22 protein-coding genes and 1 tRNA gene are annotated in these 24,828 nt (G+C 61.1%); 5 read left to right on the top strand and 18 right to left on the bottom strand.

Annotated features, from left to right (window positions below; genetic code table 11):
- Window positions 1–2: 2 nt before the first annotated feature.
- Window positions 3–1,040: a cell division protein ZipA C-terminal FtsZ-binding domain-containing protein gene (locus B9Z31_RS11940; protein ID WP_100119835.1), complete on the bottom strand. Its 1,038-nt coding sequence runs from the start codon at window positions 1,038–1,040 to the stop codon at window positions 3–5.
- Window positions 1,041–1,059: 19 nt separating this feature from the next.
- The gene (smc, locus tag B9Z31_RS11935; protein WP_100119766.1) at window positions 1,060–4,587 is read right to left on the bottom strand and encodes a chromosome segregation protein SMC; all 3,528 of its coding nucleotides are present in this window, start codon (window positions 4,585–4,587) and stop codon (window positions 1,060–1,062) included.
- A 181-nt stretch (window positions 4,588–4,768) separates the two neighbouring features.
- Between smc and dapC the strand changes: the two genes are divergently transcribed.
- The 4 genes from dapC to B9Z31_RS11915 all read left to right on the top strand — a co-directional run bounded on the left by dapC (window position 4,769) and on the right by B9Z31_RS11915 (window position 10,219).
- Window positions 4,769–5,983 (top strand): succinyldiaminopimelate transaminase, encoded by a 1,215-nt coding sequence (gene dapC, locus B9Z31_RS11930; RefSeq protein ID WP_100119765.1) that lies wholly within the window; start codon window positions 4,769–4,771, stop codon window positions 5,981–5,983.
- Between the two features lie 3 nt (window positions 5,984–5,986).
- Entirely contained in the window at window positions 5,987–7,168 is a 1,182-nt protein-coding gene (dapE, locus tag B9Z31_RS11925) for a succinyl-diaminopimelate desuccinylase (RefSeq protein ID WP_100119764.1), read from the top strand.
- Window positions 7,165–8,055, top strand: a complete 891-nt coding sequence (gene prmB, locus B9Z31_RS11920; protein ID WP_100119763.1) for a 50S ribosomal protein L3 N(5)-glutamine methyltransferase — start codon at window positions 7,165–7,167, stop codon at window positions 8,053–8,055. The genes dapE and prmB overlap by 4 nt, the downstream gene beginning before the upstream one ends.
- Window positions 8,056–8,212: 157 nt before the next feature.
- Window positions 8,213–10,219 carry an ABC-F family ATP-binding cassette domain-containing protein gene (locus tag B9Z31_RS11915; protein ID WP_100119762.1) on the top strand — a complete coding sequence of 669 codons (2,007 nt, stop codon included), beginning with the start codon at window positions 8,213–8,215 and terminating at the stop codon, window positions 10,217–10,219.
- On the opposite strand, the gene B9Z31_RS11910 is transcribed toward B9Z31_RS11915, so the two are convergent.
- From B9Z31_RS11910 to tolB, 7 genes are all read right to left on the bottom strand, one after another.
- Window positions 10,216–10,473, bottom strand: coding sequence for a hypothetical protein (locus tag B9Z31_RS11910; protein WP_100119761.1), 258 nt, complete (start codon window positions 10,471–10,473; stop codon window positions 10,216–10,218). The genes B9Z31_RS11915 and B9Z31_RS11910 overlap by 4 nt on opposite strands.
- A gap of 93 nt (window positions 10,474–10,566) precedes the next feature.
- A tRNA-Lys gene (locus tag B9Z31_RS11905) sits at window positions 10,567–10,642 on the bottom strand.
- Window positions 10,643–10,686: 44 nt separating this feature from the next.
- Complete coding sequence (locus B9Z31_RS11900) at window positions 10,687–11,475, bottom strand: ThiF family adenylyltransferase (RefSeq protein WP_100119760.1); 789 nt, start codon at window positions 11,473–11,475, stop codon at window positions 10,687–10,689.
- The gene (locus tag B9Z31_RS11895) at window positions 11,472–12,590 is read right to left on the bottom strand and encodes a YeeE/YedE family protein (RefSeq protein ID WP_369804694.1); all 1,119 of its coding nucleotides are present in this window, start codon (window positions 12,588–12,590) and stop codon (window positions 11,472–11,474) included. The genes B9Z31_RS11900 and B9Z31_RS11895 overlap by 4 nt, the downstream gene beginning before the upstream one ends.
- Before the next feature lie 15 nt (window positions 12,591–12,605).
- Window positions 12,606–13,385, bottom strand: coding sequence for a tol-pal system protein YbgF (gene ybgF / locus B9Z31_RS11890; RefSeq protein WP_233200934.1), 780 nt, complete (start codon window positions 13,383–13,385; stop codon window positions 12,606–12,608).
- A 20-nt stretch (window positions 13,386–13,405) separates the two neighbouring features.
- Window positions 13,406–13,942 (bottom strand): peptidoglycan-associated lipoprotein Pal, encoded by a 537-nt coding sequence (gene pal / locus B9Z31_RS11885; RefSeq protein WP_100119759.1) that lies wholly within the window; start codon window positions 13,940–13,942, stop codon window positions 13,406–13,408.
- A 37-nt stretch (window positions 13,943–13,979) separates the two neighbouring features.
- Window positions 13,980–15,272 carry a Tol-Pal system beta propeller repeat protein TolB gene (gene tolB, locus B9Z31_RS11880; RefSeq protein ID WP_100119832.1) on the bottom strand — a complete coding sequence of 431 codons (1,293 nt, stop codon included), beginning with the start codon at window positions 15,270–15,272 and terminating at the stop codon, window positions 13,980–13,982.
- 99 nt (window positions 15,273–15,371) lie between these two features.
- Here tolB and msbA point away from each other — a divergent pair, with 99 nt between their 5' ends.
- Complete coding sequence (msbA, locus tag B9Z31_RS11875; protein WP_100119758.1) at window positions 15,372–17,165, top strand: lipid A export permease/ATP-binding protein MsbA; 1,794 nt, start codon at window positions 15,372–15,374, stop codon at window positions 17,163–17,165.
- A 6-nt stretch (window positions 17,166–17,171) separates the two neighbouring features.
- Here msbA and rng read toward each other — a convergent pair whose 3' ends face one another.
- From rng to B9Z31_RS11830, 9 genes are all read right to left on the bottom strand, one after another.
- A complete protein-coding gene (gene rng / locus B9Z31_RS11870; protein ID WP_100119831.1) occupies window positions 17,172–18,644 on the bottom strand; it encodes a ribonuclease G in 1,473 nt (490 codons plus the stop codon).
- Window positions 18,645–18,723: 79 nt separating this feature from the next.
- Window positions 18,724–19,326 carry a nucleoside triphosphate pyrophosphatase gene (locus B9Z31_RS11865; RefSeq protein WP_100119757.1) on the bottom strand — a complete coding sequence of 201 codons (603 nt, stop codon included), beginning with the start codon at window positions 19,324–19,326 and terminating at the stop codon, window positions 18,724–18,726.
- Window positions 19,323–19,790: a 23S rRNA (pseudouridine(1915)-N(3))-methyltransferase RlmH gene (gene rlmH / locus B9Z31_RS11860; protein WP_100119756.1), complete on the bottom strand. Its 468-nt coding sequence runs from the start codon at window positions 19,788–19,790 to the stop codon at window positions 19,323–19,325. Before rlmH ends, B9Z31_RS11865 begins: the two co-directional genes overlap by 4 nt.
- Window positions 19,791–19,796: 6 nt before the next feature.
- Window positions 19,797–20,540, bottom strand: a complete 744-nt coding sequence (gene rsfS / locus B9Z31_RS11855; protein ID WP_199174486.1) for a ribosome silencing factor — start codon at window positions 20,538–20,540, stop codon at window positions 19,797–19,799.
- Complete coding sequence (gene nadD / locus B9Z31_RS11850; RefSeq protein WP_369804700.1) at window positions 20,540–21,205, bottom strand: nicotinate (nicotinamide) nucleotide adenylyltransferase; 666 nt, start codon at window positions 21,203–21,205, stop codon at window positions 20,540–20,542. The genes rsfS and nadD overlap by 1 nt, the downstream gene beginning before the upstream one ends.
- Window positions 21,196–22,116, bottom strand: a complete 921-nt coding sequence (hemF, locus tag B9Z31_RS11845) for an oxygen-dependent coproporphyrinogen oxidase (protein ID WP_100119753.1) — start codon at window positions 22,114–22,116, stop codon at window positions 21,196–21,198. The genes nadD and hemF overlap by 10 nt, the downstream gene beginning before the upstream one ends.
- Before the next feature lie 24 nt (window positions 22,117–22,140).
- On the bottom strand, window positions 22,141–22,794 hold the full coding sequence (locus tag B9Z31_RS11840) for a 1-acyl-sn-glycerol-3-phosphate acyltransferase (protein ID WP_233200932.1): 654 nt from the start codon (window positions 22,792–22,794) through the stop codon (window positions 22,141–22,143).
- A gap of 16 nt (window positions 22,795–22,810) precedes the next feature.
- Complete coding sequence (gene purD, locus B9Z31_RS11835) at window positions 22,811–24,091, bottom strand: phosphoribosylamine--glycine ligase (RefSeq protein ID WP_100119752.1); 1,281 nt, start codon at window positions 24,089–24,091, stop codon at window positions 22,811–22,813.
- Between the two features lie 9 nt (window positions 24,092–24,100).
- Entirely contained in the window at window positions 24,101–24,826 is a 726-nt protein-coding gene (locus tag B9Z31_RS11830) for a YebC/PmpR family DNA-binding transcriptional regulator (protein ID WP_100119751.1), read from the bottom strand.
- Window positions 24,827–24,828 lie beyond the last annotated feature (2 nt).

Genomic DNA, 24,828 nt, shown 5'->3' with positions numbered 1-24,828 from the left:
GCTCAGGAGAACAGCCGACGGGCTTGTGCCGAACCCGCCGACAACTCGCGAGATGCCAATGCGTCGTACAACTGCTGCAGATCGCTCGCAATCTGGTCCAGCACCTCGTCACCCAGCATTTGGTCATTGCCATCGGTCACGACGCCGTCCATGTTCTGGGCCAGCAAACGGGCGCATTCGCGCAAACGCTGAAAGGGTTGGTCTTCGCGGGCGATCTGGGGCACATCCAGGCTGAGCGAAAATTCGCGAATGGCGGACAAGGCCGGGTCGTCCGCCATGGCCGCTTGGGTGTCGAAGGTCAGGGACAAAATGGGTGGCCAACCGACCACCGCAGCCGGGATGACCATGCGTCCTGGAATCACCCCCGCCACAAAGCCTAAACGGGCGGCATGCTGTTGGATGTAACCGGGACTCCAAGCCGAAGCCCGGGCGCAGATCGTGAAGCTCAGCTGGGCATCGTGGGCGCTGGCGAATTGGTCCAATTCACGGGCCCGAGCCACCTCCTCCAACATGTCGCTGAAGATGGGGCTGCCGCCCACCGCATCGGCGAAGGCCTGGGTTTTGACCACAAATTCAGAAAACTCGATGTTGTTGAGTGCACCCACCCGGTTGGCCAATTGCACCCCTGCTTGGAAAGCAGAGTAACGACGGCCCGCAGCCAAGGCCTCCCATTCACCGTTTTCATCGCTGCACCCTTCCACATGGAAGGGCTTGGTGCCCACCCGGCGGGTGGTGGGCAAGGCGGCCAAGGCCGCATCACCCGAGACGGGGTGGTCAACTTCAATCGTGGCGATCACATCGATCAAGGCATCGAGTTGTGGTTTGCGTTCAGGTTGCGGCAATCGGGCGAAGTCATCGGTCAACACCGGTTCGGTCTGCTCGACGGGGCCAGACAAGCTGCCGACGGGTTCACCCAAAGGCTCCATCTGTGGCTCCGCCTGTTTGGGCGCGTTCTTGCGCGATGTCCAGTAATTGAACAACACCACAGCACCCAGGGTGAGGGCACCCACCGCGGCCAAACTCAACTGCAAAGAACTCATTGATTCCAACATAAGGTCCTCAGGCCATGTCGGCCATAGAAACGGCAGACTCCATGTCCACGGCCACAATGCGCGAGACGCCCTGCTCTTGCATGGTCACCCCGATCAACTGCTCGGCCATTTCCATGGCGATTTTGTTGTGGCTGATGAACAGGAATTGGGTTTCTTTGCCCATCCCCGCCACCAGCTTGGCGTAGCGTTCGGTGTTGGCGTCGTCCAGGGGCGCGTCCACCTCGTCCAGCAAGCAAAACGGTGCGGGGTTGAGCTGGAAAATCGCAAACACCAGCGCAATCGCCGTGAGGGCTTTTTCGCCGCCCGAGAGCAAATGGATGGTCTGGTTTTTCTTGCCAGGCGGCTGCGCCAGCACCTGAACACCCGCATCCAGAATTTCGTCGCCAGTCATCACCAGGCGGGCATTGCCACCGCCAAAGAGCTCTGGGAACATGCGGCTGAAGTGCTCGTTGACGATCTTGAATGTGCCGCCCAGCAGCTCTCGGGTTTCGGCGTCGATCTTGCGGATCGCGTCTTCCAGCGTGTTCATGGCATCGGTCAGGTCAGCGCACTGCGAGTCCAGGAACACCTTGCGTTCGCGCGACGTGCTCAGCTCTTCCAGCGCGGCCAGGTTGACCGGGCCGAGCGCCGTGATTTCGCGGTGGATGCGGTCAATCTCGCCTTGCAGGCCCGTGACACGCACCTGGCCTGCTTCAATGGAATCGGCCACGGCTTGCAGGTCCGCCTGGGCATCGGCCAGCAGCTGGGTGTATTGCTCAAGGCCCAAGCGCGCGGCTTGTTCCTTGAGCTGCAAATCGGTGATGCGTTGGCGCAGCGGATCGAGTTCGCGCTCGAAGCTCACGCGGCGCTCGTCACTGGCCCGAAGTTTGGCGGTCAGGTCGTCGTAGGCGCTGCGGCAAGCCCCCAAGGCTTGCTCGCGCTCGAGTTTGACGGCCAGCACATTTTGCAAACCCGCTTGGGCAGCGGCATCGGTCAGGCGGCTGAGTTCGTCGCGGGCGCGCTGCATCTCGGCGTCGATGCTGCTGACCTGCTGCTGCGCGGTTTCAATCGTGCGTTGCAGTTCGGCACGGCGGGCGTCTAGGCTGCGCTGCGAGAACTGGGCTTCTTGGGCACGGCGCTCCAGGCTGCGCTGCTGCTCGCGGCATTCGGCCAGCTTGCGCTCGGCCTCGATCACGCGCTCGTCCAGCTGGGCGTGGCGCTCTTGGGTATCGGCCAATTGCATGTCCAGCTCTTCAAAGCGGGCTTCGGCCGTCACGCGCCGCTCTTGCAGATCGTCCAGCAAGGCTTCGACCTCGGTCAAATCGGTGTTGATTTGTTCACTGCGCGCGCGGGTTTGGGCCACCAATTGCGACAGACGCAGGGTCTCGACCTGCAGCGCGTGCGTGCGCGACTGGCTCTCGCTGGCTTCGCGGCGCACCGAGATCAAACGCTGCGAAGCGTCGGCGTAAGCCGCTTCGGCCCGCACCAGGGCACTGCGGCTTTCCTCGGCAATCAGGGTCTGGGCGCGCAACTGCTTTTCCAGGTTGTCGATCTCTTGGGCACGGCCCAGCAGACCGGCTTGTTCAGAGTCTTGAGCGTAAAACACCACGCTGTTGCGGTCCACGGCGTGGCCCGCCTGCACGAACAAGGTTTCACCCGCTTGCAGCTGAGGGCGCCAAGACAGTGCGTCTTCCAGAGTGGGCGCGGTGTAGCAGCCTTGCAGCCAGTCGGCCAGCAGGGCTGACAAGCCCGCATCGTGCACACGCAGCAAGTCGGCCAGAGGCTTGCAGCCTGCGGGCAGGCCACTGCGGGGGGCCGCTTGGGTGGCCAGTGGGGGGCTGAAAAAGCTCAGCTTGGCAGGTGGCGCGTCGTTGGCAAAGGCACGGACCATGTCCAAACGGGAGACTTCCAGGGCCGACAGGCGTTCTCGCAGAGCAGATTCGAGCGCATTTTCCCAGCCAGGCTCGATGTGGATGCGGCTCCACAGGCCTTCGAGCCCGTCCATGCCGTGCTTGGCCAGCCAAGGTTTGAGCTTGCCGTCGGTGCGCACTTTTTCTTGCAAGGCCTTGAGCGCGTCGATGCGGGCGCTCAGGTCGGCCAGTTTGGACGACTCTTGGTTCACGGCGATTTGGCGGGTGCGTCGGTCTTCGTCCAGAGCGGGCACTTGGCTTTGCAAGTCTTGCAAGCGCGCTTCCGATTCCGATGAGAGCGCCTCGGCCTCGGCCAGTTGTTCTTGCAAATGGCTCAGCCGGGCCTCATCGGGTGCGGCCAGGGCGTTGCGGTCGCTCAGCAGGCGTTCGCGGCGGCTCTCGAGCTGGCGCGATTGTTCTTCGACGTTGCGCTGGTCGGCCGCCAGCACACCGATTTGCTGCTGCACCTGCACCACCGTGGCGCGTTGGGCGGTGGCGTCGTTTTGGGTTTTGCGCAGGGCTTCTTCCAGGTCGGGCAAAGCCATGGCCTGGTCTTCCACTTGGGCGGCCAGTGTCATGCTCTGGTCTTCGGCCAAAGCGGCCTGCTCGGCCAGCGTTTCGAGCTCGGTTTGGGCATCTTGGCTGCGCGTGCCCCATTGCGCGGTTTGCTCCACCAATTGTTGCAGACGCTGCTCGGCGCGTTGACGGCCCTCCACCACAAAGCGGATTTCGGCTTCCAAGCGGCCCACCTCGGCACTGGCTTCGTACAAAGCACCTTGCGCCTGATTGACCTGGTCGCCTGCGGCGTAATGCGCCTGTCGAATGGTCTCCAGATCGGCCTCGACGTGGCGCAAATCGGCCATGCGCGACTCCAGCGCATTGACCGCTTGGTCCACATCCGACTTCATGCGGCCTTGGTCGGCCTCGGCGTCGCGGCGCTTCAAAAACCACAGCTGGTGCTGCTTCAGAGTGCTGTCGGCTTGCAGGGTGTTGTAGCGCTGGGCCACCTCGGCCTGCTTTTCGAGCTTTTCCAAGTTGGTGTTGAGCTCGCGCAGGATGTCGTCGACCCGGGTCAGATTTTCGCGGGTGTCCGACAGGCGGTTTTCGGTCTCGCGGCGGCGTTCCTTGTACTTGGACACGCCCGCGGCCTCTTCCAGAAACAAGCGCAGCTCTTCCGGGCGCGACTCGATGATCCGGCTGATGGTGCCTTGACCGATGATGGCGTAGGCGCGAGGGCCCAGGCCCGTGCCCAAAAACACGTCTTGCACATCGCGGCGGCGCACGGGCTGGTTGTTGATGTAGTAGCTGCTGTTGCCGTCGCGCGTCAGCACGCGTTTGACGGCGATTTCTGCAAACTGCCCCCACTGGCCGCCTGCGCGGTGGTCGGCATTGTCAAAGACCAACTCGACGCTGGCGCGACTGGCGGGTTTGCGGGTGTTGGTGCCGTTGAAGATGACGTCCTGCATGGACTCGCCACGCAATTCAGACGCTTTGGATTCGCCCAAGACCCAGCGCACCGCGTCCATGATGTTGGATTTGCCGCAACCGTTGGGCCCCACCACCCCCACCAACTGCCCGGGCAGCAGGAAGTTGGTCGGTTCGGCAAACGACTTGAAGCCGGAAAGCTTGATGGAATTGAGGCGCACGGCGGTATCGAATCGGTGTCAGATCGGTTGGAGATCGGCGCAATGGGCCAGCCCAAAAGGCCAACACACCGCAAAACGTCAATATTAACTGACAGGGATGGCCAAAAGACCTGGGATCGGTCCTCGCAGCCCCAAAAGCCCCCGCCACAAATTCAGACCGGGCTTCCCGGATAATCGAGGGATGAATCCCCTTCTTGCCAAGCTGCAACCCTATCCCTTTGAACGGCTCAAGCAGCTGTTCGCCAGCGTCACGCCCAAGCCCACCCTGGGCCACATCAGTTTGGGCATTGGCGAGCCCAAGCACGCCACGCCCGCCTTCATCCAAGAAGCGCTCAAAAACGCAGTGGCGACAGGCTTGTCGGCCTACCCGGCCACGGCCGGCGAGCCCAGCCTTCGCCAAGCCTGCGCCGCTTGGCTGCAAACCCGCTACAAGCTGAGCCTGAACCCGGCCACACAGGTGCTGCCGGTGAACGGTTCGCGCGAAGCCCTGTTTGCCCTGACCCAAACCGTGGTCGACCCGACCCGGCCCGGTGCCACGGTGGTCAGCCCCAACCCTTTCTACCAAATCTACGAAGGCGCGGCCTTGTTGTCGGGTGCCGAGCCGTATTACGTGCCCAGCGACCCCGCGCGCAACTTTGGCAACGACTGGGACAGTGTGCCCGCCGAGGTCTGGGCCCGCACCCAGCTGTTGTTCGTTTGCTCGCCCGGCAATCCCACGGGCGCGGTCATGCCCCTGGCCGAGTGGGAAAAGCTGTTTGCCCTGTCCGACCAGCATGGTTTTGTGATCGCGTCAGACGAGTGTTACAGCGAGATTTATTTCCGCGAAGAAGCCCCCTTGGGTGGTTTGGAAGCCGCCCACCAACTCGGGCGCACCGACTTCCAACGCCTGATCGCCTTCACCAGCCTCAGCAAGCGCAGCAATGTGCCCGGCCTGCGCAGTGGCTTTGTGGCGGGTGACGCGGCCATCATCAAACAGTTCCTGCTTTACCGCACCTACCACGGCAGCGCCATGAGCCCCGTGGTGCAAGCTGCCAGCGTGGCCGCTTGGGGCGACGAAGCCCATGTGGTGGACAACCGCAACCAGTACCGCACCAAGTTCGCCCAGGTCACCCCCGTGCTGGCACAAGTGCTGGATGTGAAATTGCCCGACGCCAGCTTTTACCTGTGGGCAGGCGTGCCCACCGGTTGGCAAGGTGACGACGCCTCATTCGCCAAAGCGCTGTACGAACACGAGCACGTCACCGTGCTGCCCGGCAGCTACTTGGCGCGTGACTTCAATGGCGGCAACCCTGGCCGGGGCCGCATCCGCATGGCCCTGGTCGCCGAAACCGCCGAATGCCTGGAAGCGGCCGAGCGCATCGCCCGCTTTGTGCGCGCCCACCCGAACAAGGTCTGAGCCATGAACGCCACCACCGCCCCGACTGTTTGCCACGACACCCTGCGCCTGGCCGAGCAGCTGATCTCGCGCCCCTCTGTCACGCCCGAGGACGCAGGCTGTTTGGACCTGATCAGCGAGGCTTTGAAACCTCTGGGTTTTGTCTGCGAGTTCATGGACGCCGGGCCCGACACCTTCCGTGTGCGCAACCTTTGGGCCAAACGCGCAGGCACATCGGGCCAGACCTTGGCCTTTGCGGGGCACACCGACGTGGTGCCCACCGGTCCGCTCGCGCAATGGGACAGCGACCCCTTCACCCCCACCCACAAAGACGGCAAGCTGTTCGGGCGCGGCGCCAGCGACATGAAAACCTCGCTCGCGGCCATGGTGGTCGCGGTGCAGGAATTTCTGGCCACCCACCCCCATCCGGCCTTGGGCATCGCCTTTTTGCTGACCAGCGATGAGGAAGGCCCGGCGCTTGACGGCACCGTGGTGGTCTGCGAAAAGCTGCAAGCCCGTGGTGACGCGCCGCAGTTTTGCATTGTGGGCGAGCCCACTTCGGTGCAGCAGACGGGCGACATGATCAAGAACGGCCGACGCGGCACCCTGAGCGGCAAACTGACCGTCCAGGGGGTGCAGGGCCACATCGCTTACCCGCACTTGGCCGACAACCCGATCCACCGCTTGGCCCCAGCCCTGGCCGAGCTGGTCAGCATTCGCTGGGACGAAGGCAATGCCTTTTTCCCGCCCACCAGCTGGCAAGTGAGCAACATCCACGCAGGCACGGGTGCGAGCAACGTGATCCCGGGTGACTGCGTGGTCGATTTCAACTTCCGTTTTTGCACCGAGTCCACACCCGAGAGCCTGCAGCAGCGCCTGCAAGCGGTGCTCGAGCAGCACGGCCTGAAGTACGCGCTGAAATGGACGCTCGGTGGACGCCCCTTCCTCACCACGCCCGGCACTTTGGTCAAAGCCATGGAACAAGCCATCAGCGATGAAACCGGTTTGACGACCGAGCTGTCCACCACAGGCGGCACCAGCGATGGGCGCTTCATCGCGCAGATCTGCCCCCAGGTGATCGAGTTCGGCCCGCCCAACGCGACCATCCACAAAGTCAACGAGCATGTGGCGCTGGCCGATATCGCGCCGCTCAAAGCCATTTACCGCCGCACGCTGGAGAACCTCAACGCAGGTTTGTCGGCATGAGTGCCCTGACCCTGTCTGCGCTGATCGCGCAAGCCGACCAACGGCTGCAAGCGGCGGGCGTGGCCTTTGGCCACGGCACCCAGAGCGCCTTTGACGAAGCCGTCTGGCTGGTGCTGTGGCGCTTGGGCTTGCCGCTCGACACCGAGTTGGACGGTGTGGCGCAGCAAACCGTGACCCCAACGCAGCAAGCCGATTGCGCCGCGCTGATCGAAGAGCGCATCAGCACCCGCAAACCGGCCGCCTACCTCACCCGAGAGGCCTGGTTGCAAGGCGTGTCCTTTTACATCGACGAGCGGGCCATCGTGCCGCGCAGCCTGATCGCCGAGGTGCTGGCCGACGGCACCATTGACGCTTGGCTGAGCGACCAGACCCAACAGGTCCTGGACCTGTGCACGGGCAACGGCAGCTTGGCCGTGTTGGCCGCGCTGGCCTGGCCCGAGGTACAAGTCACCGGCGCCGACATTTCCGATGACGCGCTGGCGGTGGCCACCATCAACGTGCAGCGACACGACCTGCAAGAGCGCGTGACACTGGTGCACAGCGATGGCCTGAAGGCCCTGCCCCCTCCTGCACATGGCCCCTTCGATCTGATCCTGTGCAACCCGCCTTATGTGTGCCAAGCCAGCATGGACGCCCTGCCCGCCGAGTACCGGGCAGAACCGGCGCTGGCCCTGGCAGGCGGCGACGACGGCATGGACTTTGTGCGCCAGCTGTTCAAGGATGCGCCATCTTGCATGACGGAACACGCGGTCTTGGTGCTGGAAATTGGCAACGAAGTGGCCCACTTCGCCGCGGCCTTTCCCGAGCTCGAAGCCGCATGGCTGGACACCAGTGCCGGGGATGATCAGGTGCTTGTGATCACCCGCGAAGCCCTTCTCAAGCGCTGAATGGCCTCCCCTGTCCCTGGGGGGAAACAGCAAAACTTCGTGCGCGCCCTCTCACCGACACCCACTTCGGCGAAAATGGCGGGTTACGCCCTTTGACATCAGCCCAGACGCTGACTGAGCCCCCTCTTGCCGGAACCTGTCCGGTCACTGCTTTTTCATGATCAACCTCAAAAACGTCACCCTCCGCCGAGGCACCAAGGTGCTGCTGGACCAAGCCTCGGTCACCCTCAATCCCGGAGAGAAAGTCGGTCTGGTCGGACGCAACGGCGCGGGCAAATCCACCCTGTTTGCCCTGTTCAACGGCAGCTTGACCGAAGACGGCGGTGACTTTGAGATGCCTCGCCAGTGGCGCATGGGCCAGGTTGCTCAAAACATGCCCGAAACCGACCAGCCCGCCTCTGACTTCGTGCTGGAAGGCGACACCCGCTTGGCCGAGCTGCGTCAGCGCCTGGTCGCCGCCGAAGCCAGTGGTGACGGCATGGAGATGGCACACGTTTACACCGACCTCGCCGATGCAGGCGACCACGACGCGCTGCCCCGTGCCGAGGCCTTGATTCTGGGTTTGGGCTTTCGGGTGGACGAATTGAACCACCCGGTCAACAGCTTTTCTGGTGGCTGGCGCATGCGTTTGCAACTGGCCCGGGCCCTCATGTGCCCATCGGACATTCTGATTCTGGACGAACCCACCAACCACCTGGACTTGGACGCGCTCGTGTGGCTGGAAGCTTGGCTGCAGCGCTATGCGGGCACCATGATCGTGATCAGCCATGACCGCGAATTTTTGGACGCGGTCACCAACGTCACCTTGCACATCGACCACGCCAAGCTGACCCGCTATGGCGGCAACTACAGCGCATTTGAAATTCTGCGCGCCCAACAAATGGAGCTGCAACAGGCTTCATTTGCCAAGCAACAAGACAAAATCGCGCACCTGCAAAAGTTCATCACCCGCTTCAAGGCGCAGGCCAGCAAGGCCAAGCAAGCCCAAAGCCGGGTCAAGGCACTCGAGCGCATGGAAAAAGTGGCGCCGCTGCTGGCCGACGCCGAGTTCACCTTTGGTTTCAAGGAGCCCAACAACCTGCCCAACCCGATGCTGGCCATCAGCGAAGCCAGTTTTGGCTACGTGGTCGATGAACAGCCCAAATCCATTTTGCAAGGTGTGAGCAAATCGGTGTTGGCCGGGCAACGCATCGGCATTTTGGGCGCCAACGGCCAGGGCAAGTCCACCTTGGTCAAAACCATTGCCCGCACCATGCCGCTGTTGGCGGGCACACTGACCGAAGGCAAGGGTCTGAACATCGGTTACTTTGCCCAGCAAGAGCTCGATGTGCTGCACCCTCAGGACAACCCGCTCGAGCACATGATCCGCCTGGCCAAAGAGCTGGGCCCCAACAGCGGCGAGCCCAGCCGCGAGCAAGACCTGCGCAACTACCTGGGCACCTTCAACTTCACGGGTGACATGGTCAAGCAGGCCGTGGGCACCATGAGCGGCGGCGAAAAGGCACGCCTGGTGCTGGCCATGATCGTGTGGCAGCGCCCCAATTTGCTGCTGCTGGACGAACCCACCAACCACTTGGATTTGGCCACGCGCGAAGCGCTGTCGATGGCGCTCAACGAGTTCGAAGGCACCGTCATGCTGGTCAGCCACGACCGCGCTTTGCTGCGCGCGGTGTGTGATGAGTTCTGGATGGTGGGACGGGGCAAAGTCGAGCCCTTTGATGGCGACCTGGACGATTACCAGAAGTATTTGCTGGAAGAATCCAAGCGCCTGCGTGAGGTGGCCAAAAACGCATCCCGCGACACGGCCACGCCCATTCCAAGCGTGGCGGCAGAACCTTTGGCGCCTGTAGCCGAAGTGCGTCACGCAACCCTTGCGCCCCCAACGCCGGCGCTGAGCAGCGCCGAGCAACGCAAAGTCGATGCCCAAAAACGCCAACAACTGGCCGCCCAAACCCGTCCCTTGAAGCGGGAGTTGGAGCAAAACGAGCAGCGCATGGCCAGCATCGAAATCGAAAAGAGCCAGTTGGAACAGTTGCTGACGACGGCCATCTCCCCTTCGGACATGGCCGATGCAGGTCGACGCCTGAAAGCCTTGGCCGACGAAGTGGCCCGGCTTGAGGAGCGCTGGCTCGAACTGACCCAGCAGCTCGAAGCCAGCGTTTAAGGCCGGTTCTGGCGCACCACCGACCAGCCAACGTGCTGGTCGGCTTTGTTGTTTTCGTATTCCCACGCAGAGCCACAACGGTCACACCGATAAGCGGTGATGGTCGCTGGACCAGACGCGCGCTGCTCTTTGCGGTTAGCCCCTTGCACGAGTTCGGCATGGCCAGGCGCTCGCCGCCAGTTGCGCTGAATCCCCGAACAAGGCTCACACAGCGCCGAGGTTGGGGTGTCAGGGGGGGTTAGGGAATCGGTCATCAAAGGCTCTTTCGGGGGAGGATTCGGGCCACCTTGAACGCGACCATGAAAAAAGCACTTTGTACCGAAGTACAAAGTGCTTTTTTGGTTTTTTGGTGGGACCAGCGGGGGTCGAACCCACGACAAACGGATTAAAAGTCCGCTGCTCTACCAACTGAGCTATGGTCCCTTTGCTGCCGTGTAGTGCACTGCAGCAAGCCTTGAATTATAGCCTTATTTTTGGGGCTTCAGATCGGCGGCGGCCAAAAAGTTCAAAATTTCTGAAGCGGCGCACATGCCGAAAGTGGCCGTGACGCTGACCACCGATCCATAGCCATGGCAATTGAGTGAGCCATCGCCTTCGACCGCACAACTGGCATCGGGCGGCGCCACCGCTTCACGGCTGAACACGCCCTGAATGCCCATGCGTTTGTCACCTCGGGCTGCGCCATGGTGCTTGCGCAAGCGGTAGCGCAATTGCGCCAGCAAAGGGTCGTGGGTGATTTTGGACAAATCGTCCACATCGACTTTGTGCGCCAAACGCTTGCCCCCCGCCGCACCCACGGTGATGAAGCCCACCTTGTTTTGCAGGGCCCAATGCGCCATGGCCACTTTGGCACTGACCTGGTCACAGGCATCGATGAGGGCATCGGGTTGACCCCGCAAGAGCGAAGGCCAGTTGTCGGGCGTGACAAATTCGTCGATCGCATCGACTTGGCAATCGGCATGGATCAGGGCAATGCGATCGCGCATGGCCTGCACTTTGGCTTGACCTGTGGTGGTGCTCAAGGCATGGATTTGGCGGTTGATGTTGGACTCGGCAATGTGGTCCATGTCGATCAAGCTCAAACGGGCCACACCACTGCGGGCCAGTGCCTCGGCCACCCAAGAGCCCACACCGCCGATACCCACCACCACCACATGGGCTTGGCGAATGCGTTGCGCCCCTGGCATGCCATACAAACGTTGCAGTCCCCCAAAACGGCGTGCGTCGGCTTCCCACGCATCCTGCCCCGTGGTCATAAAGAGGCCTCCGCTCGGCGCAGCTGCCAGCTCAGTGCAGCCACAGCCCCCACCACGATCCCAAAGACAGCGAGAAAACTGCCCAAACTCAGGGTGGACAGACCCGACAAGCCTTGGCCGATGGTGCAACCCATGGCCAAAACGCCCCCCATACCCATCAAGGCTCCGCCCAGCAAATGCAGCACCAAATCTTCCGTCTGTTGGAAGCCTTCCCAGCGGAATTGACCCTGCCAAAAAGCATGGGCCCAAGCGCCCAAGAACAAGCCCAGGGCAGAGACCATGCCCAGCGACAGTTTTTTGCTGCCATCACTGAAATACATCAAAGCATCCCACCCATACGCCACGGGTGCTGTCAAGCTCATGGATTCCATGCGACCACTGGAGGTGGCCAAGAAAACGGACTCCAAGGTCTCCGGATGCTCTGACACAAAGCCCATGACCCCACTCACCCACCACAGCCCCACCACCAAAACGCCAATGGCTGCACCCGAAATGACTTCGGGCCATGGGACCGATTCACGGTCTTTGAAAACCCAGAACATGACCGCGGCGAACACCCCGCAAGCGGCCACAAAAATAGACACCGGCGTGCCCCATTCGGTGACACTGGCCAACCATTGCCCAACAAAGGGGCCGGGGCCGGTACCGATGCTCACGGGGTCCAATACATTCACGCGCCACACAGCCGTGAGGCCACGCAGTGTGGCCAGGGCTGAGATGCCCATCGCCATCAAGACCACCAAGGACTTCAGATTGCCCCCACCCAATCGCACCAAGGACTTGCTGGCACAACCTGAGCCGATCACCATGCCAACACCGAATAAAAAACCACCCAACAGGAGAGAAAGCCAACTCAGCTGTGGATTGGCATAAATGGTGTTGAGGGGACTGATCGCTCCATGCCAGGACAGCAGGCCAAAGCCCAAAACGGCCACGGCAACCGCCACGGCCCATTGCTTGGCGCGGTGGGTGTTCCCCATGAGAAACCAGTCACTGATCGCGCCCATGGTGCAAAAGTGACTGCGGTGAAACAGCGCCCCGGCCAAGGTGGCCAACAAAAAGGTCAGCCCCAACACCCCGTCAGTTTGTAACTGCAACTGTTCGAGGCTGATCACCGGGGGCCCCGCACTTCAGCGCAAACGCGTCAAGCGGTCGCGTGCCGTGGCCGCAGTTTCGGAGGCAGGATAGGTTTTGACCAACTCTTCCATCGTTTTGCGGGCAGCTTTGAGGTCCTTCAATTCGATTTGAACGTTGGCCACAGCCAGCATCGCCTCGGAGGCTCTGGGGTGGTTCGGCGCCGATTTCAACAGCTTCTGAAAGTTCGCCATCGACTCTTTGTAGTCCTTGTTGGCGTATTGGGCGTTGCCCAGCCAAAACAAAGCCGAGTCCTTGTAACCACTGGTGGTGTAGCGCTGAATGAAGCCACTCAAGGCCACTTGAGCGGCCGCAAAATCCCCTTTGCGGAAGGTCTCCATGGCGGCATCGTAGTCACGCTTTTCAGCGGGCTCCGCCATGAACTCGACCCCTTCCAAAGTCACCTTCACAGGATCGAAGCGTCGCAAGCGGTCTTCCACGCCCTGGACCAAGTCTTTTTGGCGAATCTGCGACTCAGACAAGGCTCGGGCCAATTCCGCCTGGGCACGCATCGATTGCTCTTGGGCACCCCGGCTTTGCGACAACTCGGATTTCAGGCCTTCAATCTGGCCTTGAAAATCGAACAAGCCTCGGCGCAACTGGGCATTTTCGTCCGCCAAAGCTTTGATGGCGGCGTTCGACTGCTCCACCCGCTGACGCAAATCCAAAATGGCTTTGCGGGCCTCATCGTCTTCAAAAAGACCGGCCTGGGCGGCGCCCATCCAAGCGAACAGGCCCCACACGAACACCCATTTTGAACAGGTCAATGCGGACATGGTACGCGAGCTCATGCGGTTCAATACCGGATTTCAACACGGCGGTTTTTCGCCAAATCGGCTTCTGCGGAGCCTTGGGCTGCAGGTTTTTCCTTGCCGTAACTCACGGCTTCAAGCTGGCTCTCGGGCACACCCATCAAACTCAAGGCTTGACGGACGGCTTCTGCGCGCTTTTGACCCAAAGCCAGGTTGTATTCACGGCCGCCGCGCTCATCGGTATGGCCTTCCAAATTGGCTTTGCGTTGCTTGTTGGCCTGCAAGAAACGGGCATGGCTCTCGATCACAGGACGGGCTTCAGCACGCACCACAAAGCTGTCGTAGTCAAAAAAGACCACATGGGCCACACCCGCAGGACCGATGCCTGTGCCCGACTTCTCGACCACCACGCTGGCCACGCCTGTTTGTGCACCACTTTGGTTGCTGCCAATGCCTTGCGTCGAAACACCCGAGGAAGAGGCCGACTTGTCTTCCACCGGCACATCGTCCAACTTCACGCCCGATGCGCAACCTGCCAAAAGAGCCACCATCAAAGCACTGGCCAAAAATTGAGTCTTCATGTTTTACCTCATCCCATTACTAAAAAAAATTCCAAAATCATTTGCGCACCGGGCCCCAATGGGGTTCCCGAATGTCGCCGCCCTGCCCCGCCAATCGGGCTTTGACACGGCCATCGAGCGTGGTGGTCATCAAGGATTCACGCCCCTGAACAATGGAAGCGTAGACCAGCAGGCGGCTGTTGGGGGCAAAACTGGGGCGCTCATCGGCGTTGGTGTCGGTCAAGGCGGTGACTTGTCCAGAGGACAAGTCCATCAGGTGCAGACGGTAGCCACCGCCCATGCGCGATACATAGGCCAACCAACGGCCATCGGGGCTGAGCGCAGGGGAAATATTGTAGGTGCCGGAAAAGGTGACCCGCTCCGCTGGGCCGCCTTGGGCAGGCATGCGGTAGATCTGAGGGCTACCGCCCCGGTCACTGACAAAAAACAGCGCACTGCCGTCCGGCGAAAAAGCGGGTTCGGTGTTGATGCTGCCCGACTGGGTCAAGCGGCGAGGCTCTCCACCTTGCAAGTCGATGCGAAACAACTGGGAGCCGCCATCACGGCTGAGTGTGGCCACCAAGGATTTGCCGTCAGCACTCCAAGCCGGAGCGCTGTTGGAGCCCTTGAAATTGGCCACAGCACGGCGTTGCCCAGTGGCCAATTCGTGCACATACACCACCGGTTTGCGCTGTTCAAACGACACATAGGCCAACTGGCTGCCGCTGGGGGACCAAGAAGGTGAAATGATGGGCTCAGGGCTCGTCAGGGCCGATTGGGCGTTCTCGCCATCGGAGTCGGCAATCCACAAAGCGTAGCGCCCACCCGACTTGGTCACATAACTGATGCGCGAGGCAAAGGCACCCGGCGTCCCTGTCAACTGCAGATAGACCCAATCGGCAATCCGGTGGGCTGACAAACGCAGATCGGCGGCCGTGACGGTGTCCTTGAAATCGCCTTTGTCCTGGCCCTTGACCGCGTCCCACAAGCGGGCTCGCACGTCATAACGACCGTCGGCCAAACGCGTGACCGAACCGGCCAACAGCGCTTCAGCGGACAGTTGCCGCCAAGTGGACCAATCGGGTCGGCTCGACTCGTCCATCACGGCCGCGCCAGCCGGCAAACCCTTGAACTGGCCACTGCGCTCCAAGTCGGCTTGGACAATGCTGGCCAACTTTTGCGGTGCAGCCGCCTCGCCTTTGAAGGGAACCATCACCACCGGCAACTGGGTCATGCCCACGCCCGTCACTTCGACGCGAAACTGCGCCCAAGCAGGCAGGGTCACGAGGCTAAAAAACAGCCATGGAATCCAGCTGGACAGCAGGCCCATGCGCAAAAAAACAGGCTTCATGAGGGGCAAAAGATCGTTGGTGATGGGAAAGCCGTGATCGTACACCGTAGAAACGCGTTTTTACGAGGCTCAAAAGCCCAAGTCCTTACAATCAGACGGATGCGTGAGCCACAGCCCCCTACCCCTTCGCCCTTGAGCATTCCCCAAAGAATGCGCAAATTGGCACCCTATTTTGGCGACCAAAAAGGCATTTGGGTGGTGGCCATTTTGGCCACTTTGATGGGCGCCTTGACCGAGCCGATGATCCCCGCCTTGTTTCAACCCCTTTTGGACCAAGGTTTTGCCGAAAACAAACTGCCACTTTGGGCGATTCCCGTGGCTGTGGTGGGCCTGTTCTCGGTGCGAGGTCTGGCCAACTTCATTTCTCAGTACGCCTTGTCCAGGCTGACCAACGATGGCATGGAAAAACTCCGCTCTGAGTTGTTTGAGCGGCTCATGAAAGCCGATTTGTCGCTGTTCTCCAAACAATCGGCCAGCACTTTGTCCAACACCATCGTGTACGAGGTGCAAAACGGCGCCTCCCAATTGGTCTCTGCAGTCATTGCCCTGGCGCGAGATGGTTTCACCCTGATCGCCCTGCTCAGTTACCTGATGTGGCTCAACTGGAAGCTCACCTTGGTGGTCTTTACCGTGGCCCCAGGCTTGAGCTGGATCATGAAGGCGCTTTCTCGTCGGCTCTACAAACTGACCAAAGAAACGCAAAGCGCAACCGACGACTTGGCCTATGTGGTCGAGGAAAACGTGCTGGCCCACCGCGTGGTGCGTCTGCAAGGCGGCCAAGCGCACCAAATGGATCGTTTTGACCAATTGGCCAAGGTGTTGCGCCGTTTGGCCTTGAAAACCACCGTGGCCTCGGCCGCCATGTCGCCGCTGACACAAGTCATGGCCGCTTTGTCCTTGTCCATGGTGCTGGTGATCGCCCTCTACCAAAGCCAAAATGGGGCTTCAGGGGCCACGGTGGGCGGGTTTGTGGCCTTCATCACCGCCATGCTGATGTTGATCGCCCCCATCAAGCGCTTGGCTGAAATCTCCAGCCCCATCACGCGTGGCCTGGCTGCGCTCGAAAGAGGCCTGACCCTCATGCACGAGGCACAAGAGGAAGCGCAAGGCACCCACACCCGCCCCCGCGCCGAAGGCGCTGTTGAATGGCGCGATGTGCATTTGCAGTTCAGCCCCGATGGCCAAGCGGCCTTGTCGGGCGTTTGCCTCCAAGTCAAACCAGGCGAAACGGTGGCTTTGGTTGGCACATCGGGCGCCGGCAAAACCACCTTGATCCAATTGCTCCCGCGCTTTGTCCAGGCCACCTCTGGCGAAGTCCTGATCGATGGCGTGCCCGTCCAGCATTGGCGTCTGGACAGTTTGCGACGCCAGATCGCCATGGTCAGCCAAGATGTGGTCATGCTCAACGACAGCGTGGCGGCCAATGTGAGTCTGGGACACGGTGCCGACCCGCAGCGCATTCAGGCCTGCCTGGAAGCTGCCAATCTGTGGGCCCACGTCTCGCTCATGCCACAAGGCATGGACACGCTTTTGGGTCACAACGCCAGCCAGCTCTCTGGCGGACAGCGCCAGCGTTTGGCCATTGCCCGCGCCCTTTACAAAGATGCGCCCATTTTGATTCTGGACGAGGCCACCTCGGCACTGGACAACGAGTCCGAGCGCTTGGTTCAAGACGCCCTGCAAAAACTCATGCAAGGACGCACCACATTGATCGTGGCGCACCGACTCTCCACCATTGAGCACGCCGATCGGGTCGTGGTGATGGAAAAGGGGCAAATTGTCGAACAAGGGGTGCCCGCCCAATTGCTGGCCCAAGGCGGCGCTTATGCACGGCTGCACCACCGGGGCGAGTGGGCCAGCGAAGACGCCGATCAGACCCCGCCACTGGCCTGAAAAGGGTCATAGCAGCACGATGTCGTACTGCTCGGGCCCCATGGCGGACTCGACTTGCAAGGAAATGGGCTTGGCGATGAAGTCCGACAAACCCGCCAGGTGCTGGCTTTCTTCGTCCAACAGCAAATCGATGACCGCCGAAGCCGCCACGATGCGGAACTCGCGCGGGTTGAACTGACGCGCTTCGCGCAAAATTTCGCGCAAGATGTCGTAAACCACCGAGCGCGGCGTCTTGACAATGCCCTTGCCTTGGCAACTGGGGCAAGGTTCGCACAGCATGTGCGCCAAGGACTCGCGTGTGCGTTTGCGTGTCATCTCCAACAAACCCAGCGATGAAAATCCGCCGGCCATGGTTTTGACACGGTCACGGGCCAGTTGTTTGCGGAATTCGGCCAGCACGGCCTCCTGGTGTTCGGTGCGGGACATGTCGATGAAATCGGCAATCACGATACCGCCCAAGTTGCGCAAGCGCAATTGACGGGCAATGGCTTGGGCCGCCTCCAAGTTGGTCTTGAAAATCGTGTCCTCAAAATTACGGGCCCCGACGTAACCCCCCGTGTTCACATCCACCGTGGTGAGTGCCTCGGTCTGGTCAATGATCAGATAGCCGCCCGATTTGAGCTCCACCCGGCGGCCCAGCGCCTTGGCGATTTCCTCGTCAATGGCATACAAGTCAAAAATCGGCCGTTCGCCTTTGTACAGCTGCAGGCGCTCGGCCGCTTTGGGCATGAATTCCTGGCCAAATGCCTGCAACTGGGCAAACTGCTCTTGCGAATCGATGCGGATGCTTTGCGTCGCTTCGCCCACCAAATCGCGCAGAACCCGCTGCAAGAGCGTCAGGTCCTGGTGCAGCAAGGACGCGGGTGGCAAGCGCATGGAGGCTTCTTTGATGCGGGCCCAGGTCTTGCGCAAGTAGGCGATGTCGTCGCTCAACTCTTCATCGCTGGAATCTTCGGCGTTGGTGCGCAAAATGAAGCCGCCCCCAGCCGGTCCCACCAAGGCCTGCAGCCTCAGGCGCAGCGCATCACGCTGGACGGCCGGTATTTTTTGGGACACCCCAATGTGGTCGTCTTGCGGCAAGAACACCAAATGCCGGCCCGCGATGCTGATTTGCGTGGACAACCGGGCCCCCTTGGTGCCCATGGGGTCCTTGATGACCTGCACCATGATGGCCCGGCCTTCGAACACCTGCTTCTCGATCGGCACCAGCGGCTGCCCTGTGCGTGCAGCCGCCGCCTCCCCTTCCGCATGCTTTTGCCAGACATCGGCCACGTGCAAAAAAGCCGCTTTGTCCAGGCCAATGTCAATGAAGGCCGATTGCATGCCGGGCAGGACGCGGGCCACTTTGCCCAAATAGACATTGCCAACCAAGCCCCGCTCGAGCGTTCGCTCCACGTGCAATTCTTGGACTGCGGCAAACTCCACCACGGCGACACGGGTTTCCTGGGGTGACCAATTGACCAAAATATCTTGTTGCATGGAGAGCATCAGGTGGGGAGAGGTGAAAACAAAACAGACAAAGGCACAGCACCTTCAGCACAGCACTTGGCGCCAGGCCTCAACAGCGCACGCCGATCGCACGCAGCAAAGTGGCGGTCTCGAACAGCGGCAAACCCATGATGCCTGAATAACTGCCCCGGATCTGTTCAATATGAGCAGCCGCTCTGCCCTGCACCCCATAAGCCCCGGCTTTGCCCATGGGCTCACCCGTGGCCACATAGGCACGAATGTGTGCGGCGGTCATGGGCGCAAAACGCACCCAGGACTCTGAAACCGCTGAAACACGTTGGCGGCCCTTTTGAACGGCCACGGCCGTCAAGACCCGATGCGAGTGGCCCGCCAGCCGCTGCAAAATGCGCACGGCATCGGCTTCGTCGGCCGGTTTGCCCAAAATGTCACGCCCCATGCACACGGTGGTGTCGGCACACAGCACAGGCGCTGCAGGCAGGCCCTGACGTTGCAGCCGCTGCACAGCCGCATCGAGTTTGAGGCCCGTGACCCTGGCCACATAGCGCGACGGCGCTTCCGCGCCATGGATGTCCTCCAAAGATTCGGCATCTTCGTCAGGTCCGGCCAAGAGCAGCTGGTGGGCCACGCCAATTTGGTCCAGCAGCTGACTGCGCCGGGGACTTTGGGAGGCCAGGTAAATGAAATCACTCATTCGCGGTGGTAGGGGTGGTTGGCGTTGATGGACCAGGCGCGGTAGAGCTGCTCGATCAAAAGCACCCTGGCCATGGCGTGGGGCAAAGTCATGTCAGACAAGCGGATGCGTTCACGCGCGGCTTGGCGGAACTCGGGCTCGAGCCCGTCGGGGCCGCCAATGACCAAGGCCACATCGCCGCCACCCAGCTGCCAGCTGGTCAGACGTGTGGCCAAAGCCTGGGTGGTCAGAGGGGTGCCGCGTTCGTCGAGCACCACCATGCGGGTGCCGCGAGGAACAGCCGCCTCGATGCGTTGGCGCTCCGCGGCATACAGCGTGGTGAGGGTTTTGGAGCCGCGGGGCTCGGTTTTCACCGCCTTGAGCTCGACTTTGAGCTCAGGCGGAAAACGTTTGGCGTAGTCGTCCCAGGCCGTCTGGGCCCAGTCGGGCACACGCAGGCCGACCGCAACGATCAGCAGCTTCATGCAGGATCAATCGGCTTTGCGGCGGGTGGCGGCTTGAACGGCCTTGCGGGCCGGGGCCTTTTTGGCCGCCGGTTTAGCCGCAGCCTTGGCGGCAGGTTTGCCCACGGTTTTCACGGGCGTTTTGGCAGCAGACGGGGTCGACTTCTTGGCGGCCAATGCGCCTGTTGTCTTGGCTGGCGTCTTGGTCGCTGTTTTGGCCGCCGTCTTGGTGGCCGGCCGGCTCGACTTCACCGGGGCTTTCAAGGCAGGCTTGGCCTTCGCTGCGGGTTTGACCGAAGCCGACTTGGCGGCGGTGGTTTTGGCTGCAGGGGTTTTGACGCTGGCTTTTTTGGCCACAGCGTTCTTGATGTGGCCTTTGACCTCGCCTGTCGAGACGGGTTTGGGGGCACCGAATTTCAACCGAACAGGTGTACCGCCCCAAATTTCTTCCAGGTTGTAATAGGTGCGGATGGTCGGCTGCATGATGTGCACCACGGCAGGGCCGCAGTCCACAATGATCCATTCGCCGTTGTCTTCGCCTTCGATGCGGGGCTTGCCAAAACCGGCGTTGCGCACTTTGTCGCGCACGCTGGCGGCCAGCGCCTTGGTCTGACGGTTCGATGTGCCCGACGCGATGATGACCCGCTCAAACAAGGAAGAGAGATGCTCGGTGTCAAACACCTGGATTTCTTGGGCCTTGACGTCCTCCAAGGCATCGACGATGGCCCTCTGGAGTTTCTGGATGTCTTTTTTGGCTGCGTTTTCGGTCATCAAAGGGGCCTGTAGAGGTGGTGGTCGTGAATATAGCGCTCAATGGCGGGGGTGACCAGACCGGTCAAGGTCTGCTCCTGGGCCGCCTGCACACGGATGTCCGTGGCACTGTGGGGCATCAGCGGCATGTTCAGCGTCAGGATGCGCGCTTGCAGCGTGTCGGTAAGCTTTGCTGGTGAGGCGGGCAAGTCCAAATTTTCATTCCAGGCCCGCACGGCCACATCACGGCCTGCGGCGCAGATTATAGCGATGCGACCAATTTCATCGATTTGGTGCCACGCTGGCAAAGACCGGCGTTGGTCATCACCCAGCAACAAATAGATTTGGGCCTGCGGGTATTCGGATTGCAGCGCTTTCAAAGTGTCCACGGTGTAGCTGGGGCCTGCGCGGCGCACTTCACGCTCGTCCACCACCACCTGCGGGCAATGCGCAAAAGCCAAACGGGCCATGGCCACCCGATGCCGGGCATCGGTCAATGCCCTTGTTTTATGCCAGGCCTGCCCGGTCGGCACCACGTGCACACGGTCCAGGCACAGTTGGTCCAAAGCCGACTCGACCAAGGCCACATGGGCCGGGTGTGGGGGGTCAAAAGACCCTCCGAAAACACCCAGACGTTGGACGGCCTCTGGGCTGGAAGTGGCGTTCAGAGGCAGATTCAAACCCAGGCCTTGGGCACCAAAAAGTGACTGAGCAAACGCGCCTCGGGTGAGCCCGCCTCGTCCTGGCGCTGGTAGGACCAACGAACCTCGGGCGGCATGGACAGCAAGATCGATTCGGTGCGGCCCCCAGACTGCAAGCCGAAATGCGTTCCCCGGTCCCAAACCAGGTTGAATTCCACATAGCGACCACGGCGGTAGAGTTGGAAGTCGCGCTCGCGCTCGCCATACGGTGTGTCCTTGCGGCGCAGCACAATGGGCATGTAGGCGGCCAACAAGGCATTGCCCACGCTTTGCATCATGGCAAAGCTCTGGTCCATGCCCAATTCGGAAAAATCGTCAAAGAAAATGCCACCCACACCGCGTTGTTCGTGGCGGTGTTTGTTGCAGAAATAATCGTCACACCAGGCTTTAAAGCGCGGGTGCAAGCCCTCACCAAAGGGGGTCAGCGCATCTTTGCAGGTCTGGTGAAAATGCACCGCGTCTTCGTCAAAACCGTAATAGGGCGTCAGGTCCATGCCGCCGCCAAACCAGGCCACTGGCGCCCTGCCCTCGGGCTTGGCGGCGATCATGCGCACGTTCATGTGCACCGTCGGCACATAAGGATTGCGCGGGTGAAACACCAGCGACACGCCCATGGCCTCAAAGGCCGACCCCGCCAGTTCGGGGCGGTGTTGGGTGGCCGAGGGAGGCAATTGCGGCCCGCTCACGTGAGAAAACCCGCAACCAGCACGTTCAAAAATCGGCCCCCCTTCCAGAATCTGGGTGATGCCATTGCCCTGGAGTTTGTCCCCCGGGTCTTTCTGCCAGACATCGGTCAGGAAAGGTGTGCCATCGAGGTCGGTCAAGGCCCCCGTGATGCGGGACTGCAGGCCCACCAGATATTGTTTGACCGTGCCGAGTTCGAAGCTGTTGCTCATGGTGGGTAGGGACGTTGAAAGGTTTCAGGAAGGGGTCTTGGTTTCTGAAGCGGTCGATGGCCTTGGCTGGCCCGGACTCCACGGAAGAATCGGGCCCATCTGGTGTGCATGAAAACCCTGCACGCCTTCAAAAACGTGGGCCATGTGGGCGTAATCCTGCTCGATTTGACCTGAGAGATCGTAAAAATCAACCACGCTGAAGCGGCGTTGCCCCCAGTCGAGCTTGACGAGCGCCAAGGGCACTTTCGCCCCCAAGGCCAACTGGTAAAAACCGCTGCGCCATCCGGGTGTGAGACTTCGGGTGCCCTCTGGCGCCAAGCCCAACCAGAGCAACTGGTCGTTTTGCTTGTGCTGCTCGAACACATGGACCATCTGCCCGACCACACCGCGCGAGGAACTGCGGTCAATCGGGATGCCACCGACCCAGCGCATCCAGGCACCGACCAAAGGAAACTTGAACAAGGCATCCTTGCCCCAAAAGTGGGCCGGAATCCCCAGCGCCCATTTGGCCAGCATGCCGATGGGGAAATCCCAATTGCTGGTGTGGGGGTACACAATGGCCACCCCCTGCCGGCTTGGAAAACCGTCGAAGTCCAAGCGCCATCCCAGCATTTTCAAAATCCAACGGGCCAAACGGGAGCCCTTGAAGGTCACGGGATGGGAGATTGGGGTGCGCATGAGGGCTGGCGGCACTTCAATTTTTGATGGCGCGGTAACCAATGTCCGTGCGCATTTGCATGCCGTCAAAGGCAATCGGGCCTGCAGTTTGGTAGGCCTTTTGTTGGGCCTGCTTGACCGAGTCGGCCAGCGCCGTGACGCACAGCACGCGCCCGCCCGAAGTCAAAATTTGACCGTCTTTTTCACAGGTGCCTGCATGGAACACCATGGCATCGTCCTGGTCCTTGGGCAAGTGGGTGATGGCATCGCCTTTGCGGGGGTTCATCGGGTAACCGGCCGCAGCCATGACCACACCCAAGGCCACGCGGCGGTCCCATTCCATCTCGAAGGTGTCCAAACCCTCTGAGGTCGCGGCCAACAACACATCCAACAGGTCTGACTTGAGCCGCATCAGGATGGGCTGGGTTTCAGGATCGCCCATGCGGCAGTTGAATTCCAGGGTCTTGATGCGGCCTTGTGGATCGATCATCAAACCCGCGTACAAAAACCCGGTGTAGTTGATGCCGTCTTTGTCCATGCCGCGGATGGTGGGCAAGATGACCTCGCGCATCGCGCGGGCATGCACCTCGGCCGAGACCACGGGTGCGGGCGAATACGCCCCCATGCCGCCGGTATTGGGGCCTTCATCGCCGTCCAACAGCCGTTTGTGATCTTGGCTGGTGGCCAAGGCGGCCACATGCTTGCCATCGCACAGCACCATGAAGCTGGCTTCTTCGCCTTGCAAAAATTCTTCAATCACCACCCGCGCGCCACCCGCGTTATGCGACACACCCAGGGTGTTGTCCAGCAGCATGAAGTCGATCGCCGCGTGGGCCTCCACCAGCGTCATGGCCACCACCACGCCTTTACCCGCAGCCAAGCCGTCGGCCTTGACCACGATGGGCGCACCCTTGCGGTCCACGTAAGCGTGGGCAAGCGCTGCGTCGGTGAAGGTCTCAAACTCGGCCGTCGGAATGCCATGGCGTTGCATGAAAGCCTTGGAAAAAGCCTTGGAGCTCTCCAACTGCGCAGCCGCTTGCGTAGGGCCGAAGATGCGCAGGCCATGCGCCCGAAAATCGTCGACGATGCCCGCAGCCAATGGGGCTTCTGGGCCGACCAGGGTCAGGCCAATGCCATTGTCCATTGCCCACTGGCGCAAAGCGGCCCCATCGGTGATCGGTACATTGACCAGGTTTTTGTCTTGGGCCGTGCCACCGTTGCCGGGTGCCACATACACCTGCTGCACTTTGAGCGACTGCGCCAGTTTCCACGCCATGGCATGTTCACGCCCCCCACTGCCGACGACCAATACTTTCATCCAACTTCCTTAATCTTCAAATTCGGCGTTGTGGAACACGTTTTGAACGTCATCCAGATCTTCCAACACATCCAGCAATTTTTGCATTTTGGCAGCATCATCACCGGACAAAGTCACACTGTTCTCTGGGCGCATGGTCACTTCGGCCACCTCGGCCACCAAGCCGGCCGCTTCCAAGGCATTTTTGACCGCCTCAAAATCCGTGTACGCGGTGAGCACCTCGATGGCGCCGTCAGCGTCCGTGATCACATCCTCCGCGCCCGCTTCGAGCGCCACGGTCATGAGCTGGTCTTCATCGGTGCCTGGCGCGAAGACCAATTGTCCGCAGTGCTTGAACTGGAACGCGACCGATCCCTCAGTGCCCAAATTGCCCCCATGCTTGCTCAAAGCATGCCGCACTTCGGCCACCGTGCGCACCCGGTTGTCGGTCATGGTGTCCAAGATGATGGCCGCGCCACCGATGCCATAGCCTTCGTATCGGATTTCTTCGTAGCTCACCCCCTCCAGGTTGCCAGTGGCCTTGTCAACGTTGCGCTTGATGGTGTCGGCCGGCATGTTCGCCGCTTTGGCTTTTTCGATGGCCAGGCGCAAGCGCGGGTTGGCGCTGACATCACCCCCCCCTGTGCGGGCCGCGACCATGATTTCACGCACCACCCGGGTCCAGATGCGCTGGCGTTTTTCGTCCTGCCGCCCCTTGCGGTGCTGAATATTTGCCCATTTACTGTGGCCAGCCATCG

It is taken from the genome of Limnohabitans sp. G3-2 (assembly GCF_002778275.1).
GTDB lineage: Bacteria > Pseudomonadota > Gammaproteobacteria > Burkholderiales > Burkholderiaceae_C > Limnohabitans_A.
Note: the sequence above shows the minus strand (reverse complement) of the source record. Positions and strands in the feature narration are given on the sequence as shown.

Bases quoted from the DNA above. Each gene is read 5' to 3' on its own strand.
- dapE (WP_100119764.1), top strand. From the start codon at position 5,987: ATGAACGCCACCACCGCCCCGACTGTTTGCCACGACACCCTGCGCCTG.
- B9Z31_RS11900 (WP_100119760.1), bottom strand. From the start codon at position 11,475: ATGACCACGGGGCAGGATGCGTGGGAAGCCGACGCACGCCGTTTTGGG.
- hemF (WP_100119753.1), bottom strand. From the start codon at position 22,116: ATGAGCAACAGCTTCGAACTCGGCACGGTCAAACAATATCTGGTGGGC.
- B9Z31_RS11915 (WP_100119762.1), top strand. From the start codon at position 8,213: ATGATCAACCTCAAAAACGTCACCCTCCGCCGAGGCACCAAGGTGCTG.
- rng (WP_100119831.1), bottom strand. From the start codon at position 18,644: ATGCAACAAGATATTTTGGTCAATTGGTCACCCCAGGAAACCCGTGTC.
- ybgF (WP_233200934.1), bottom strand. From the start codon at position 13,385: ATGTCCGCATTGACCTGTTCAAAATGGGTGTTCGTGTGGGGCCTGTTC.
- B9Z31_RS11840 (WP_233200932.1), bottom strand. From the start codon at position 22,794: ATGCGCACCCCAATCTCCCATCCCGTGACCTTCAAGGGCTCCCGTTTG.
- B9Z31_RS11865 (WP_100119757.1), bottom strand. From the start codon at position 19,326: ATGAGTGATTTCATTTACCTGGCCTCCCAAAGTCCCCGGCGCAGTCAG.
- purD (WP_100119752.1), bottom strand. From the start codon at position 24,091: ATGAAAGTATTGGTCGTCGGCAGTGGGGGGCGTGAACATGCCATGGCG.
- B9Z31_RS11910 (WP_100119761.1), bottom strand. From the start codon at position 10,473: ATGACCGATTCCCTAACCCCCCCTGACACCCCAACCTCGGCGCTGTGT.
- dapC (WP_100119765.1), top strand. From the start codon at position 4,769: ATGAATCCCCTTCTTGCCAAGCTGCAACCCTATCCCTTTGAACGGCTC.
- prmB (WP_100119763.1), top strand. From the start codon at position 7,165: ATGAGTGCCCTGACCCTGTCTGCGCTGATCGCGCAAGCCGACCAACGG.
- B9Z31_RS11940 (WP_100119835.1), bottom strand. From the start codon at position 1,040: ATGAGTTCTTTGCAGTTGAGTTTGGCCGCGGTGGGTGCCCTCACCCTG.
- tolB (WP_100119832.1), bottom strand. From the start codon at position 15,272: ATGAAGCCTGTTTTTTTGCGCATGGGCCTGCTGTCCAGCTGGATTCCA.
- rlmH (WP_100119756.1), bottom strand. From the start codon at position 19,790: ATGAAGCTGCTGATCGTTGCGGTCGGCCTGCGTGTGCCCGACTGGGCC.
- pal (WP_100119759.1), bottom strand. From the start codon at position 13,942: ATGAAGACTCAATTTTTGGCCAGTGCTTTGATGGTGGCTCTTTTGGCA.
- rsfS (WP_199174486.1), bottom strand. From the start codon at position 20,540: ATGACCGAAAACGCAGCCAAAAAAGACATCCAGAAACTCCAGAGGGCC.
- B9Z31_RS11830 (WP_100119751.1), bottom strand. From the start codon at position 24,826: ATGGCTGGCCACAGTAAATGGGCAAATATTCAGCACCGCAAGGGGCGG.
- msbA (WP_100119758.1), top strand. From the start codon at position 15,372: ATGCGTGAGCCACAGCCCCCTACCCCTTCGCCCTTGAGCATTCCCCAA.